General features: G+C 49.6%; 9 protein-coding genes. 4 read left to right on the top strand and 5 right to left on the bottom strand.

Annotated features, from left to right (window positions below):
• The first annotated feature begins 41 nt into the window (after positions 1–41).
• Entirely contained in the window at positions 42–1,070 is a 1,029-nt protein-coding gene (locus H164_RS0105855) for a DUF4434 domain-containing protein (protein ID WP_019967761.1), read from the top strand.
• Between the two features lie 682 nt (positions 1,071–1,752).
• On the opposite strand, the gene aspA is transcribed toward H164_RS0105855, so the two are convergent.
• From aspA to H164_RS0105835, 4 genes are all read right to left on the bottom strand, one after another.
• Positions 1,753–3,165 (bottom strand): aspartate ammonia-lyase, encoded by a 1,413-nt coding sequence (gene aspA, locus H164_RS0105850; RefSeq protein WP_019967760.1) that lies wholly within the window; start codon positions 3,163–3,165, stop codon positions 1,753–1,755.
• Between the two features lie 292 nt (positions 3,166–3,457).
• The gene (locus H164_RS0105845) at positions 3,458–4,651 is read right to left on the bottom strand and encodes a porin (RefSeq protein WP_019967759.1); all 1,194 of its coding nucleotides are present in this window, start codon (positions 4,649–4,651) and stop codon (positions 3,458–3,460) included.
• A gap of 2 nt (positions 4,652–4,653) precedes the next feature.
• Positions 4,654–5,700 carry a type II asparaginase gene (locus H164_RS0105840; protein ID WP_026356260.1) on the bottom strand — a complete coding sequence of 349 codons (1,047 nt, stop codon included), beginning with the start codon at positions 5,698–5,700 and terminating at the stop codon, positions 4,654–4,656.
• A 30-nt stretch (positions 5,701–5,730) separates the two neighbouring features.
• Positions 5,731–7,077 (bottom strand): anaerobic C4-dicarboxylate transporter family protein, encoded by a 1,347-nt coding sequence (locus tag H164_RS0105835; RefSeq protein ID WP_019967757.1) that lies wholly within the window; start codon positions 7,075–7,077, stop codon positions 5,731–5,733.
• Between the two features lie 425 nt (positions 7,078–7,502).
• Here H164_RS0105835 and H164_RS0105830 point away from each other — a divergent pair, with 425 nt between their 5' ends.
• Positions 7,503–9,953: a glycoside hydrolase family 2 TIM barrel-domain containing protein gene (locus H164_RS0105830; RefSeq protein WP_019967756.1), complete on the top strand. Its 2,451-nt coding sequence runs from the start codon at positions 7,503–7,505 to the stop codon at positions 9,951–9,953.
• A gap of 1,314 nt (positions 9,954–11,267) precedes the next feature.
• Here H164_RS0105830 and H164_RS0105820 read toward each other — a convergent pair.
• Positions 11,268–13,106, bottom strand: coding sequence for a sulfatase-like hydrolase/transferase (locus tag H164_RS0105820; protein ID WP_019967754.1), 1,839 nt, complete (start codon positions 13,104–13,106; stop codon positions 11,268–11,270).
• 216 nt (positions 13,107–13,322) lie between these two features.
• Between H164_RS0105820 and H164_RS0105815 the strand changes: the two genes are divergently transcribed.
• Positions 13,323–14,552, top strand: a complete 1,230-nt coding sequence (locus H164_RS0105815) for a nucleoside recognition domain-containing protein (RefSeq protein WP_019967753.1) — start codon at positions 13,323–13,325, stop codon at positions 14,550–14,552.
• 66 nt (positions 14,553–14,618) lie between these two features.
• Complete coding sequence (locus H164_RS0105810) at positions 14,619–16,112, top strand: oligosaccharide flippase family protein (protein ID WP_019967752.1); 1,494 nt, start codon at positions 14,619–14,621, stop codon at positions 16,110–16,112.
• The last annotated feature ends 37 nt before the right edge of the window (positions 16,113–16,149 follow it).

Here is a 16,149-nt window from a genome sequence, read left to right as displayed (position 1 = left end):
CGACTTATCCCTATCAACAAACGCATAAAACCTTAAGAATTATGAAGAAGTATTGCTTATTCATCGCGCTGCTGCTGCCGCTTTTGCTGGGCAGTTGCAGCAATGACGACTCGCAACCCGGCACAAACGACGCCGATTACATCACCGTTGACGCCCGCAAAGCCCTCACGGGAACCTTCGTAGAGTTCTCGGGAAAGGACGATTGGGCGCCTTATCAGTGGAACAGTCTGCTGGAAGGCATGAAGAAAATCGGGCTGAACACGGTCATTGTTCAGTTTGCTGCCTACAACGACAACACGTGGTTCGACTCGCAAAACACGTTCACCAAGAACAAGAACAAGTATGCCTTGGCCCGCTTGTTGGCTGCCGCGGAGTTGAAACACATGGAGGTCTACATCGGACTTTACTTCAGCGACGAGTATTGGAAGAACCAAACCAATGCCGAATGGCTGAAACTGCATGCCGACCGCTGCATCTCTATTGCGCAGGAAATCCAAGCACGGTTCGGAAACAGCCCCGCTTTCAAGGGCTGGTACATTCCCCATGAACCCGAACCTTATGCTTATAACAGCGATGCAAAGGTGGCTTTGTTCAGGAATAACTTTGTGAACCGCATCTCAGACAGGCTCCACAAGCTGAACGGCAAGCCCGTTTCGATTGCCGCTTTCTGGAACAGCGACCTCTCAACGCCCGAACAATTGCAACATTTCATGGCCGAATTGGCCAAGGCTAACCTGCAAGTCATCATGCTGCAAGACGGAGTTGGCGTGGGACACGTGACGCTTGAGCGACTCGCCGGCTATTATCAAAGTGCGGCAAAGGGCCTTTTCAAGGAGAATACATCATACAAAGGAGCCTTCTGGACCGACCTTGAGACCTTCTCATCCGGCAGTATTCCCGCGCCGTTCGCCCGCATCAAGCAGCAACTCACGACCGAACTGGCCGTCGAGAAAGTCACGAAGGCCGTTTCGTTCCAATACTATAACGACATGTGTCCCACCGGTCCGGGCGGCAAAACGGCCGGAAAGCTCCGCCAAACCTACCGTCAATATCTTGAAACGCTCAAATAGAGCGGCTCCGAATCTTCAACCATCGCGTTCCTAATAAGTAGCGAACGCAAGCGCCCACCGCCGGTTTCATATCGTCGATGGGCCTTTTTTTGCAGCCACATCGGCCCTGTTGCAACTTGGTTTCAACCCTATCGTGTCATCATGTGCCCGGTTTTGAACACCAAATGGCTGCGATGCCCATATAGGGACGTACGGTTCGTGTGTCCGTTCAAGGAGGATGAAACACAAATGCACGATTGTTAGAGCGGACGCACGAGCCGTGCGTCCCTACATCGTTCAAGCAGAACGGAACATAAGTTCTATTGATAACCAACGACTTACACCTTGCTTTTCAATCTCACCCATTTTACCGCGCAATATAGCTGAGATTGCACGGCGATATGGGTCATATTACACGGTAAAATGGGTGAGATTGGAATGCAGGAAGTATGTGGTTGATTTTCAATGTGCATGCGCTTGGTCTTCAAATGGGGCTGATGGGCGTGCAGAATGAAAGCCGGGGCATGCGAATGCCTTGGTACTTATGTGTGTGCATTGCTGTTTGAGTGGACGCACAAGCCGTATGTCCCTATATATTTCCATGGCAAATGCTCATTGAAAATAGGAACATACGGCCCCGTAGTCCGCTCAAACAGCGCGTGATGGCAGCCATGTGGCTGCCCGATAGCAACAATGAAAGGACCTACTTGATGAACTTATGCGACACGAGCATGTTCTTCGGGTCGAGCGCTTCATCGAGTTTATCCTTCGTCATCAGCTCCTTTTCGAGCACAATGTCATAGACCGAGCGATTGGTTTCAAGGGCTTCTTTGGCCACTTTTGTGCTGTTTTTGTATCCAATGTAGGGGTTCAAGGCCGTCACAATGCCGATGGAATTCTTCACCATCTCGTAACAACGCTCCTTATTGACGGTGATTCCGAGTACGCATTCCTCTGTAAGCGTGTCGATGGCATTGTGTAACCACCACAGACTTTCAAAGAGACACTCAGTGATAACGGGCTCCATGACGTTCAATTCAAGCTGACCTGCCTCAGCAGCAAAGGTGACCGTGACGTCGTTTCCGATGACTTTGAAGCACACTTGATTGGTAACTTCGGGGATAACGGGGTTCACTTTGCCCGGCATAATGGACGAACCGGGGGCCTTGGGTGGCAGGTTTATCTCGTTCAAACCGCAGCGCGGACCTGATGCCATGAGTCGGAAGTCGTTGCAAATCTTGGAGAGTTTCACGGCCAAACGCTTCAAAGCGCCGCTGTAACTGACGTAGGCTCCGGTGTCGGGTGTGGCTTCTACGAGGTCGGTTGCAGAGACAAAAGGCTCTCCGGTGAGCTTACTTAGGTTGGCCGCACACAGCTTTGCGAAGCCCGGAACAGCGTTTAAGCCTGTCCCGATGGCTGTTCCGCCCATGTTAATTTCGTGCAACAGCTTGATATTACGCTCCAAATTGAGGACTTCCTCCTCTAAGTTATTGGCATAGGCATTGAACTCTTGGCCCGCTGTCATGGGCACTGCGTCCTGCAACTGCGTGCGTCCCATCTTCAAAACGTCCTTGAACTCTTCGCCTTTATAGCGCAAAGCGCTGATCAATCCCGTCAGACTTGACACGAGACTTTTGTTCATTCGAATGAGAGCAAGGCGGATGGAAGTGGGGTAAACATCGTTGGTACTCTGCCCACAGTTCACATGATCGTTGGGATAACAGTATTGATAGTCTCCCTTTTTGTGTCCCATTATCTCGAGAGCACGGTTGGCTATCACCTCATTGGCGTTCATATTGACCGACGTTCCGGCTCCTCCTTGCATCATATCGATGGGGAAGTTCTCGTGCATCTTGCCGTCGATGATTTCCTGACAGGCCTGACTGATGGCGCCGGAAATCTCATCATTGATGACACCGAGGCTGTGATTGGTCTGCACGGCAGCCAGTTTTACGTAGGCAATGGCCACGATATAGTCGGGATAGTCACGCATCTTCTTGCGCGATATGTGGTAGTTGTTGATGCCACGCTGGGTCTGTACGCCGTAATAGGCATCGATTGGTACTTTGAGTTCGCCTAAAAGGTCGGACTCTACTCTGAATTTTTCTTCTGACATAGGTGTTGAATGTTGATGTTTAATGGGAAATGAAAAGTTATTTTAATGTTGAATGGCGAATGGGGAGTGTGGAATGATTTCCAATGTCAATGATTAATGGGGAATGTTTAATGGGAAATGAGGAATTATCTTTCATGAAGAATTCCTCAATTCCCCAAAGAATCATTACTTTCCTCATGCTCCTTAGTTCTCAAGACACCCTCTGCAAGCACCCTCTCCCCTCCCTTCGGGAGGGGCTGGGGGTGGGTGTTAGAGCGGAGAGAAGTGGGTGTTAGAGGCCGAAGGTGGGTATTTAGAACGCCTTTATCCTATACATGAACCCCAATTCGATGCGGTTCGTGTTGTAATCCTTCAGCCCCGACTTCTCACTGAAGTCATATTTGCGGCCCACATAAGCCAAGAAGACACGGAAGTCCTGGTCTTTGATGGGGTAATACTCCACACTTCCGATGTAGCCGAAGCTCTTTCTGTAGTTCTTTCCTTGCTCCATTTTGCTGATACTTGCCGTCTCATACATGCCTTTCAGCATGAGGTTCCATTGCGGAGCGAACTGCCAATTGACCTTAGAGATGAAACTATTGTAGTGAACATCGCTGGCATAGACGTTGGCTCCAAGCACATGACCCATGTCACCGGTTGCTATTCCGAGCCGATCGAGCCCATCCCATGCGCCCATGTAGTCCACATACCATTGGAACTTCGCGAGATTTAGCTGCTGACCAAGCACGAGCATGCGACTGTATTTGTGCCGAGCTTGCGTCTGAAGTCCCCAAGACCATCGCGTATTAATCATGCCGTTGGCAAAGCTTCCATTCCAGTTTGCGATGTAAGTCAACGGGTTTTTGAATTGCTCTAAGGGCCGAGTTCCACCCTGTTCCCATGCATTTGACCCCACACCATAGACCATATTGAGGTTGTCATTGTTGGCATCTGACACCTCAAAAGCCAGCTCTTGGCTCGGTATAGGCTTGTAGGAAACGACCAAACCGGCCATGAAATTGTCCATATAGTCTACCATATCGCTGTATTGATAGATGTACATGGGGTTCTCATCAAACTCAAATCCGCCCCAAATCTGGCACATCTTACCAGCCTGAATGCTCAACTTGTCGTTGAATTTCCAGCCAGCCATCATGATATCCGTAGCCTTGGCAAAGTTGTCTCCGCGTGCATCTGTGCCCTTGTTCAGGCGATGACGGAAGCGATAATAGAGGTGGTCGCCGATGTTTCCCTTGATTTCAAGGCGCAATTGCTTGTTGGTAAAGGCCGCAGACCATTCTTTATCGCCGTTCTGCTCTGCCCGGAAGCTCGCAGCATAGTTGAAATACACGTTGAACGCATCGTTCTTCTTTTCCAAATTCGCCACTTTCTCGGCCAAAGAAGCATAGTTTCCGTCGCTTCCGCCCATGCCGGTGTTGGCTCCGTTCTGTGCGCCTGCCGTCAAACTTGCGGCAAGTAAGGCGCAAATTAACATTGTCTTGTTCATGGTTAATACTCTTGGAAATACTTTTGTATCTGTTGCCAGTCGCGTGTCTTGGTCAAAGCGAGTTGCAAGAGCACGCGTGCTTTCTGCGGATTAAGGTTCAATGCGGCCACAAAATGATACTTACTGTCGTCTACTTCTCCGTTCAAACAAGTCGGACCTGTGGGAACTCGGCTCGCACGCACAATCTGTGTGCCACTCTCTTGCATCTGAACTGCAACGTCAAACACATCTTTATAGAAGTTACCATCACCCACTCCGGCCAGCACAATGCCATCGAAATCGGCCTTAAAAAAGGCCTCTATGGGTAGCGTTGAGCAGTTGGCATAACCGTAAATGATGCCGACTTTCGGCAGTTTCTCAAGGTTATCGACATTGAAAATGCTTCGAGTTGTGTGCTTATATGTAGGCTCGAAGATGTAATAAGGCTTGCCGTTGTAGACGTATCCCATCTCTCCATAGGTGCCTTTGAACGTGGCACAGTCGGTCGTATGCGTCTTGATAAGGCTCTTAGCATCGATAAGTTGGTTGTTCATACAGGCCATAACGCCATGCCCTTTGGACGAAGGATCGACCAAAGCTGCCACACCATTGTAGAGATTTGCAGGCCCATCGGCACTGATTGCGGTTGAAGGTCGCATGCTACCTACAAGGATTACGGGCTTATCGCTGTGGACTGTGAGGCTCAAGAAATAGGCCGTTTCCTCCATCGTATCTGTACCATGCGTCACGAGAACGCCGTCATAGTCTCCGCTAAGCAGCTGATTGATGCGCTTAGCCAGCTTCAACCATACTGCATCATTCATGTCCTGACTGCCGATATTGACCAATTGTTCACCGCTAACATCAGCTAATTCCTTGATTTGAGGAACGGCATCAATCAGCGTTTGAATGCCTACTTGCCCCGCACCGTAGGCAGATGAGGTAGCACTTGCACTCACTCCGGCAATCGTTCCGCCCGTTGCGATGATGCGAATCTTGGGTTTTGCACTCAGTGTCAGCGTGAATACCAATGCCAATAGCATCAGCATTGAAATCTTAGTTGTTCTCATACTGTTTGTTTTATAGGTTAAAGATAGGTGTTAATATAGAAAGGTGATGACTAAATAGCCCACACCAATGCTCACAAATGTCGTGATGAAGCCGGCTAATTGAAAGCTATGGTTCAACACATATCGCCCAATTCGCGTCGTTCCCGTGCGGTCGAAGTTGATTGCCGCCACCTCTGTTGGGTAGTTGGGAATGAAGAAATAACCGTTAACGGCAGGGAACATAGCCACCAAAGCCAGTGGAGTTATGCCCAAACCTATGCCCAATGGATAGAGTGTCCTCACTGTTGCAGCCTGCGAAAACAGCATGATCGACATGAAGAACAACGCCACTGCGAAGAGGAAAGGATACTGAGTTACGATGCCAGCGATGTGACTTTTGAAGAAAGAAAGGTTGCCGTTGAAGAACGTATCGCCCATCCATGCGATGCCAAAAATGCTGACCATGGCATTCATTCCGGCTGCAAATACGTTGCCTTTCACGGCATCTTGCACCTTTGCTTTGCCCACTAAGAGGATCAATGCCGACATAGCCATCATAACAACTTCAATGATTTCGGGCATTCCCATGCGCACGGTTTCACCGTCAACCACGAAAGATGGGCGCAGAGAAGGAACCGAACCGAAGACCACAACCAGCAGAACAGCCATCAAAAATGCCATCACTGCATACTTGGCATGAGGGTTCGGGTGCGCTTCTATCTGCTCCATTTGCTTACTATCCTGCTCGGGATTGATGACACCTTCCTTGACCCTGCGTTGGTATTCGGGGGCATCAACCAGCTCTTTCCCTACATGGTTCTGTACGAAAGAGGCCACCAAGATAGCAATGAGCGATGCCGGAATGCAGATAATCAGCACATCTTTCAGTTCAATTCCCCTGTAACCGAGCAAATCGGTGGAGATAATAGCCGCCGTAGCTGCTGAAACCGGACTGCCAGTAATGCCCAATGAGGCTGCAATTGTAGCCACACTCATCGGCCGTTCGGGCCTTATCTTCGAGTTAGTTGCTATCTCTGAGATAATCGGAAGCAGTGAATAAGACGTGTGAGCTGTGCCGGCTACGAGGCAAAAAAGCCACGTTACGAGTGGTCCATAATAAGTAATGTGTTCGGGATGTCGGCGCAGAAACTTCGCAGCAAGGCCCACCAAGTAGTCCAATCCGCCTGCAGCTTGCACCAAAGCTGCCGCAGTGATGACCGAAACAATAATCAACATCACGTCTATCGGCAGCTTCCCGGGCTTCAAACCAAAGATGAACACGAGGATAAAAACGCCCACCATGCCATAGATTCCCAGCCCGATGCCACCCACACGTGCACCGATAAAGATGAGTGCCAAGACGATAAAGAGTTGCAAGATAATCAAAAAGGTCACCATAAATGATAGTAGGTTTATAGAAAGATAGGCTCGTTGAATATTAAATTCTATGGACAAAAATAGGCAAAAAAAGGCAAACCATATTTACAAAATCCTGCACTCTTTTTGTAAAATACGAAACAATCGGCCCTGTTTTCCTATTTTTCGATCACAAAATACAGGTTGAAACCGTCACCCCGAGGCCATATAGCCATCCAAACCTTATCGGTTTGCCCCACCATATGGTTGGGACAGGCATGTAGGGACGCACGGTTCGTGCGTCCGCTCAAGGCAAATGACAAACAAATATACATGATTATCGGAGGCGGACGCACGAGCCGTGCGTCCCTACATGCATCAGGCAGTTCACAAAATGACGGAAACAAATTCCCGATAATCATTTTTTTTCGTATCTTTGTGGGCAGTTAACCAAAATAAGATACGACATGAAGAGACCTTTTATCCTGTTATTGAGCGTTTTATCTTGCGTGGTTCAGGCACAAAACCGGCAAGAAACAGACCTGCGAACATGGCAGTTCAGCCGCGATAGTGTGCATTGGCAGCCGGTAACCGTGCCGCACGACTGGGCCATCAGCGGCCCTTTCGACAAGAAATGGGACCTGCAATGTGTGGCCATCACGCAGAACGGCGAGCAGAAAGCCACCGAGAAGAGCGGTCGTTCGGGCGCGCTTCCGTGGATAGGCAAGGGATTTTACCAAACAGAATTGACTTTCGAGACGCTTCCCTCACATGCTTGGCTCGCCTTCGACGGTGCAATGGCCGAGCCAAAGGTCTATGTCAACGGTCATTTTGCAGGAGAATGGAAATATGGCTACACGCCTTTCCGGATAGATGCCACGAGATGGCTGAAGAAAGGCCGCAATCTCATCACCGTAACACTGAATAACGTCGAGGAAAGCAGCCGATGGTATCCCGGAGCCGGGCTGTATCGGCCCGTGAAACTCGTAACAACGGGCGAAACTCACTTCGATTCGTGGGCGACTTTCGTCAGAACGGAGCGCATCGAAGCCGGAAAAGCCATCTTGAAAGTAGACTTTCAGACCGTCGGACCCATGAAAGGGCGATTGGTTCGCGGTCGGATCGTCGACGACCGGGGCAACCTTGTGGCCTCATTCAGCCGACCAGCCGCCCCGACCGGCTTGAACGAACTGACCGTTACGGTGAAAAAGCCGCATTGTTGGAGCCCCGAGACGCCTCGACTTTACACACTCGACCTCGCGATATGTCGCGAACGTGGCAGCAAAGTCCCCATGCTTGTCGACGACCGTCAGCAACAACGCTTCGGCATCCGCACGGTCAGCGTGTCGAAAGCAGGCTTCCAACTCAACGGAGTGGCCCGGAAATTCAAGGGCGTCTGCCTGCATCACGACCTCGGACCGCTGGGTGCAGCCGTCAACAAGGCTGCCCTTATCCGCCAGATACGCCTTTTGAAAGACATGGGATGCGATGCCATTCGCACCAGTCACAACATACCTTCGACGCTACAGATGGAGGTTTGCGACTCCATGGGCATGATGGTGATGGCCGAAAGCTTCGATATGTGGCGCTATCCCAAGTGCAAGAACGGTTATGCCCGCTTCTTTCAGGCGTGGAGCGAGCGCGACATTGAGAACCTTGTACGCTGCCATCGCAACCATCCTTCCATCATCATGTGGTCCATCGGCAACGAGATTCCCGAGCAAGGCAGCGCAGAAGGGCGCGAGATAGCCCACAACTTGCAGGCCATTTGCCACAGATTGGACCCTACACGGCCCGTTACGCAGGGCATGGACCGTGCCGAGGCAGCCCTGAAGAGCGGTTTCGCGCAGGAAATGGACGTTCCGGGCTTCAATTACAGGGTATATAAATATGATACGAACATTACCCAACTTCCCGCGGGCTTTCTCTTGGGGGCCGAAACGGCCTCAACAGTCTCGTCACGTGGCGTGTATAAAATCCCCGCACGTATCACCGACAAGGCTACCTACAGTGATGGGCAGTGCTCAAGCTATGACACGGAATACTGCGGCTGGAGTAATCTGCCCGAAGCTGACTTCCTTATGCAGGAAGATCGGCCGTGGACAATCGGCCAATTCGTGTGGACGGGCTTCGATTATCTTGGAGAACCCACGCCATATGATGAGTTTTGGCCGAGCAGGAGCAGCTATTTCGGCATCTGCGACCTTGCGGGAATACCGAAAGACCGCTACTATCTCTACCGAAGTCAATGGAACAAGCAGGCACACACGCTGCACCTCCTGCCCCATTGGACGTGGAACGGGCGCGAAGGCATGGAAACACCCGTGTTCGTCTACACGGATTATCCGTGTGCCGAGCTGTTCTTGAACGGAAAAAGCCTTGGACGGAAGTGCAAACAGACCTATACTGTCGCACCGGGAAGGCCAAACGAGGAGAAACGGCGCTTGGAAACCAGGGAGTTGCTACAACGTTACCGCCTGATGTGGGACGATGTGAAATACGAACCGGGCGAATTGAAAGTGATAGCCTACGATGCCAGCGGAAAAGCCGTGGCTACGCAGCAGATAACGACGGCCGGCTTGCCCGACCATCTCGTGTTGGAAGCCGACCGAAACAGCATTCATGCCGACGGCGATGACCTTTGTTTCGTCACTGTTTCGCTGGTTGACGCGAAAGGGACGCTCATTCCGACGGCCGATAATGCGTTGTCGTTCGACGTAAGCGGCGCGGCAACGTTCAAAGCTGCCTGCAATGGCGATGCCACAAGCCTCGAACCGTTCACCGAACCCCGCATGAAACTCTTCAACGGAAAGCTGGTTGTCATCGTTCAGAGCAACAGGCAGCGGGGCGATATCACGCTGACCGTGACGGACAAAAGCCTCGGTAAGCACGCCACTTTGAAGCTGAAAGCCGGCTGAAACAGCAGGATAAACCGGAGAAATGGCTGTGGTTTTCAGCATGCGTTTTCATTTTGAATTCCAACCAACCTTTTTCCGGTTTTTTGTTTCAACCATTTCGCGTCATAGTATGGGTGAAATCGCATATAGGGACGCACGGTCTGTGCGTCCGCGCAAGTGGAGTTGACAAATTAAATAAGTTGGTAAGTTGGTGAGTTACATGCTTTGAGGTATGTAGGGACGCACGGCCCGTGCGTCCGCGCAAGGAGAATGAAACACAACTGCACGAGTGTTAGGACGGACGCACGGGCCGTGCGTCCCTACATGCCTTTTGTCAACAGTTCATCTTATCTTTTTGCTAATCCTAAAGGTCAAAGTTCAAAGTTCAATATTCAAAGTCAAGGTCCCTACATGCATTCGAACGATTTGCAATCTCAGCCATATTGCGTGGTAATCTCAGCCATTTTAGCGTGTAATATGGCTGACATTGCGCGGTAAAATGGCTGAGATTGAAACGCAGGATATAAGTTGTTGATTTCCAATGTCAAAGACCTTGGATTTTGTTCTCCTAACCGCAAGCGGTATATTGATAAAAATCGTAGAATATCCAAGAATATTTTATAAATCAATAGGGCTTATTTTCTTTTATATATTCTCTGGTATTTTTTATATGCCGCTTACGGTTAGGCGATAAAAACCTTTTATCGGGAATTAGGAAAACCTTTCATTGGAAGAAAACGCAACACCCTTGGCGTTGATCTCTTGCTCGTCGCTCGGTGACAGGGTTGACGTGCAACGTCAACCCTGCCCTATAAATAACGAAACTGCCATGCGGTTTGTTGGTTGCGCACCCATATTTCCCCCGCACTTCCCTCGCCTTTACATCGGAAAACGCTATAAGCATGTAGGGACGCACGGCTCGTGCGTCCGCTCAAACAACCGAATGAAACAACAAAAGCAAAGTGGTTATGCAATAGTCCCAGCCCGATCAACGATCAGGCAAGGCGAGATTACAAATCAGCAGCTGGCGAATGGTTTTGAGAAGTGAATACAGGTGCATGGCCATTTGAGCGGACGCACGGGCCGTGCGTCCCTACATGGCCCGTGAGCGCTACTTGACGGTGGGCGAAAATATTGCACTTAAATCACGGTTTGACCCTCAACGGCTTCCTTTCTCCTTGAAAAAAGGACGTAACAAAGGCCGTTATCTCTTGAAAAACACTCCCCTCCTTTGGAGGGGTTGGGGGAGGCTGGGTGCGACAAAGGCCATTATTCTTTGAAAAGCACTCCCCTTCTCTGGAAGGATTGGGGGAGGTTTGCCTGCGACTGAGGCCGTTATTTCTTGAAAAACCGGTTGACTTGCTGAATAGCGGCATTGAACTCACGTGGATTAATGCGGTAGTTAGTCACGGGATTTAGCCGACTATCGGTCACATCCATGGCCCCGTCGCCTTCCTTGTTCACGATAGTATCGCCCCCAATAATAAAGGCATACTCGATGTCAGAGCCTACCATTTGCCAGCGACGTGGCCTTTTATCGGTGAGCAAATGGCCGATACTGTAGTCTTCGATGGGGTTCGTTACGCCCAACCAATCGTGCATCAGGGTCGGAACAAGGTCATAATGCGTCGTGCGATAGCTGATTTTCCGAGGCTTCTCGCCCGGAATGCGATACAACAAAGGTACACCAATCTGCCACTTGGTGAAGTTGGCGCCGTGTCCCCAGTAGTTCTTTTTGTTTTCATTGAACTCTTGGGCGTGATCTCCAGAGATAACGATGACAGAATGGTCATATAAGCCCTCTTTCTTCAGCTGTTCGATCACCTCGCCTATCATTTTGTCGATCAACCAACAGCAGTTTCGGTAGAGGTTAAAGTAAGGTGTGGGGTCCATGTCGTTGTTCAAGCGGGTGTAATCGGCGTAGTCCCACGACGGTTTGAACCTTTTAGGCAGGCTTTTGGGGTATTCATAGCTGTGTGCAAGGTCGTAGAAGAGGAACGAGAAGAATGGTTTTCCCTGTTGTTTCAGCCGTGGCAGCGCACTGATGAAGTCATGTGTGATGCGTTGGTCGCGGTCGTAAGTCGTTGCACCGGGTGTGTTCACCTGCAATTTGGGCACCCTTTGGAACACCACACGTGAGAATGGCGGGTTAACCAAGTTGGCACTGCCGTGAATACTGAAGTTATAACCTTGCCGAATCATTTCGTCAATGAACAACGGACTGATGTGACTCGACTCAAAGCTGTTCCAATAGAAGCAAGGAACGCTGAAGAAGAGTCCGAAGATCGAATACCGGGTGCCGTTGCTGCTGCTGAAATGATTGTCATACCACTGACTCTCGGTGGCCACACGATAGACGTTGGGCATCGTTTCGGGCGTAAGTGTGCGCTTGTTCCACGAGTCGATGAAGATGAAAATGATGTTCGGACGCTTTGAATCCTTCACTTTTAGGGGGTGTAAAGGATAGATAATGTCGGTCGAACTGGGCATGTCTGCAATGGGATTCACAGGAGCTTGATAGCCCAAATCCCTCAAAGCGCTCGTCGCAGTGAGTGGAAAATAGTAGGGAAGTAGGGCTCTTGACTTCATCACGGAGGGCTTTTGGAAGAACGCTCCATATACATGTATGACGTTAGATGCAAGGATTGACAGCATCAAAAAGGCCGCCATCGACCACAATTTGCCCCGACTCGTATGCCTTACCAACGTGGGAACGAGTCGCCATAGCCCTAAGGCTGCCACCACAAACAGCAGGAGTATGCCCCCTTCCTTGGCCAAAACGGCCGCATCGAAATTGAATATTTCGCTCGCACCGCTACCGAATACCATGTTAAGAATAATGCCGTTGATGTGGAACCGATACAGTTGATAGACCTGAAGATTGAGCATTGTCAACACCAACAACAGGGAAACCGACGTCACAAACCAGACTCCGGCCACCCAAGGTTGCCGTAATCGGGCCAGCAGTGCATAGCCGGCAAGGGGCAAGAGCATGATGATGGCGGCATGAGAGAGGCAGGAAAGCACGAAGAACAACCAACCCATGACATCCATGACGGGCAAAATAGTGCTGCCGATGATGTAACAAAAGAAAGTAAGTGCCAGTAGCAAGGTGGACAAGAAGTAGTAGATGACGCCCTTGCACTGATATTGTAAAGTGTCTGTCTGAACCATGATATAAAATTATTTCTAAATTTCTGCTTGCAAAATTAGACATTTATTCTTGAAACAACGCCTGTTTCGCACTGTAAAATCAAGATTTATATGCCGCTGAACAAGTCAAACAGTACCGAGATGTAGCCATTCATGCGTAGCAGGAAAGGTCTTTTTGCCATGTTTTTTCACGTTTTTCTTTTATATATAACGTATTTCCTTTAACTTTGCACTCGTATGGTTCTGAATTATATTTGGGTGGCTTTCTTTGCAATTGCCTTCCTTTTCGCATTGATTGCACTGTGTTTGGGAGACACGACAGTCTTTCAACAGATTGTACAGTCGACTTTCGACGCTTCAAAGAATGCTTTTGAGATCTCATTGGGGCTAACTGGCGTCTTATCGCTTTGGCTTGGCATGATGAAGATAGGCGAGAAGGCCGGTGTAGTGAATGTATTGGCAAAGGCATTGAGCCCAATCTTCACTAAACTCTTCCCCGATATACCGAAGAACCACCCCGTGATGGGAAGTATCTTCATGAATATTGCTTCCAACATGCTGGGGCTTGACAACGCAGCTACCCCAACTGGACTGAAAGCCATGCAGCAAATGCAGGAACTTAACACGAAGAAAGACACCGCAACCAACCCAATGATCATGTTTCTTGTGCTCAATACAAGCGGACTAACCATCATTCCGACCACCATCCTTGCCTTTCGGGCCGCATACGGAGCTGCCGTTCCCACCGATGTATTTGTTCCTATTCTCTTAGCCACCACAGTTGCCACGCTTGTTGGCATCATTTTGACAGCTCTTTGGCAGCGAATTAACTTGCTACAGCCTGCACTTTTGGCGTTCATCGGGGCCCTTTTGGCATTCGTAGGCGTGGTGATTTGGGGCTTCGGACAGTTGGATCAAAAGACGATGGAGACCGTTGCCAACCTCAGCGGCAGCATGATTCTCTTCTCAATCATCGTGAGTTTCATCGTTGCGGGCTTCATCAAGAAAATCAATGTCTATGATGCTTTCATCGAAGGTGCCAAGGAAGGTTTCACCACGGCCGTGAAAATCATTCCTTATCTCGTGGCCATTCTCGTGGGAATTGGCGTATTTCGCGCCTCAGGAGCTATGGATATGCTGATCAATGGCATCGCATGGTGCGTGGAGAAATGCGGACTTAACACCGATTTCGTAGGTGCTTTGCCCACTGCTTTCATGAAACCTTTGAGCGGAAGTGGGGCACGTGGCCTGATGTTGGAGGCCATGAAGACCTACGGTCCCGACAGCTTTGTCGGTCGATTGAGCTGTATGTTCCAAGGAAGTACAGACACAACGTTCTACATTCTTGCCGTTTATTTCGGCAGTGTGAATATTAAATACACGCGTCATGCTGTTGCTTGCGGCCTATTGGCTGACCTTGCAGGCGTGATTGCAGCCATCTTTCTGGCAAATCTTTTCTTTGAATAAGTGCTTAAAGCCCCACCCCGGCCCTCCAAAAGGGAGAGGTTGGAGGTGGATATTACTTTTTAAAACATGTCAAACTTAAAATCTTTGGCCAAAGATACGGCCATTTACGGACTCAGTTCCATCGTTGCTCGCTTCGTCGGCTACCTTTTGGTGCCGATAGAAACGGCGAAGTTCAATGCCAGTGGCGGGCAATTCGGCATCATTACCAACCTCTATGCCTACGTGGCCTTGCTGATTATCCTGCTTACCTACGGCATGGAAACCACCTTTTTCCGCTTTATGAACCGCCCGGGCGAGCAACCCGACAAGGTTTATGCAACAGCCTTGCGAACGGTTTCGGCCACTTCTGTGCTCTTCATTGGCTTGATTGCCCTCTTTTTAAGGCCCGTTTCGAATGCCATAGGCTATCAAGATCACCCCGAATTCATTATGATTATGGGGGCATGTGTGGCCGTTGATGCTTTCATAAACATTCCAATGGCCTACTTGCGCTATGCACATCGGCCCATAAAATTCGTGTCGTTGCGCATGATAAGCATTGTGGTCAACATCGTGGGTGTGCTGCTTTACCTCGTCATTCTGCCGCATTTCCGCCTCAATCCCTTTAGCATTTACGACGCAAACTTCAACTTGAACGTCGTTTGGGTGTTCTGGATAGAACTCGCTGGCAGCCTGATTACGCTCTTCTTTTTAGGCAAAGAGCTTCGCGGTTTCCGCAATCCTTTTGACAAAGCTACCTGTAAACGCATGCTGAAATACACGTGGCCGTTGCTTGTGATGGGCTTGGTGGGCCAGCTGAACCAAACAGTTTCGCAGATAATCTTCCCTTGGTTGTATGACGGAACGGCCCATGAAGCCCGCACACAATTGGGCATTTACGGTGCTTGTATCAAGATAGCAATGATCATGGTCTTTATAACTCAGGCCTTCAGATACGCCTATGAGCCTTTCGTTTTCGGCAAAACAAAGGACCAAGACAACAAAGAAACCTACGCCAAGGCCATGAAGTTCTATATCATCTTCACGCTACTTGCCTTCCTTTGTGTCATGGGTTACATGGACATTCTACGCTACTTGCTGGGCAAAAGCTATTGGGAAGGACTGCAAATCATACCGATTGTGATGGCCGCGGAAATCATGTTTGGTATCTTCTTCAACCTAAGTTTCTGGTATAAGCTTATCGATAAGACCATTTGGGGGGCCTACTTCAGTGGCATCGGCGCTGTAATCTTGATCGGAGTAGACTTGCTTCTCATTCCAAGGTTCAGCTATTGGGCCTGCGCTTGGGCTGGTTTTGCTTCGTATGCTGTTAGCATGGTGCTCAGTTATGCATTCGGACAGAAGTACTATCCCATTCGTTATCCACTCAAAGACATTGCTGTTTACACGCTGATTGCTGCACTGTTGTTTGTCTTTATCTCGGTTTCCAATGCCCGACTCCCCATGGTTGCGGCCCTCGGAGCCAACACATTACTCATCATTTGCTTTGCCCTTGTGATTGCGAAACGCGATTTAAGCCCATCGACTTTAGCCAAAATAAAAGATAAATTCAAGAAATAAACATCACAAACTGCCTTGCCCTACAAATGAAAGAAGT

The sequence above is a fragment of the Segatella maculosa DSM 19339 = JCM 15638 genome (genome assembly GCF_000382385.1).
In the GTDB taxonomy this organism is placed as follows: domain Bacteria; phylum Bacteroidota; class Bacteroidia; order Bacteroidales; family Bacteroidaceae; genus Prevotella; species Prevotella maculosa.
The sequence above is the reverse complement of the archived record's forward strand: the minus strand, read 5'-3'. Positions and strand labels throughout refer to the sequence as shown.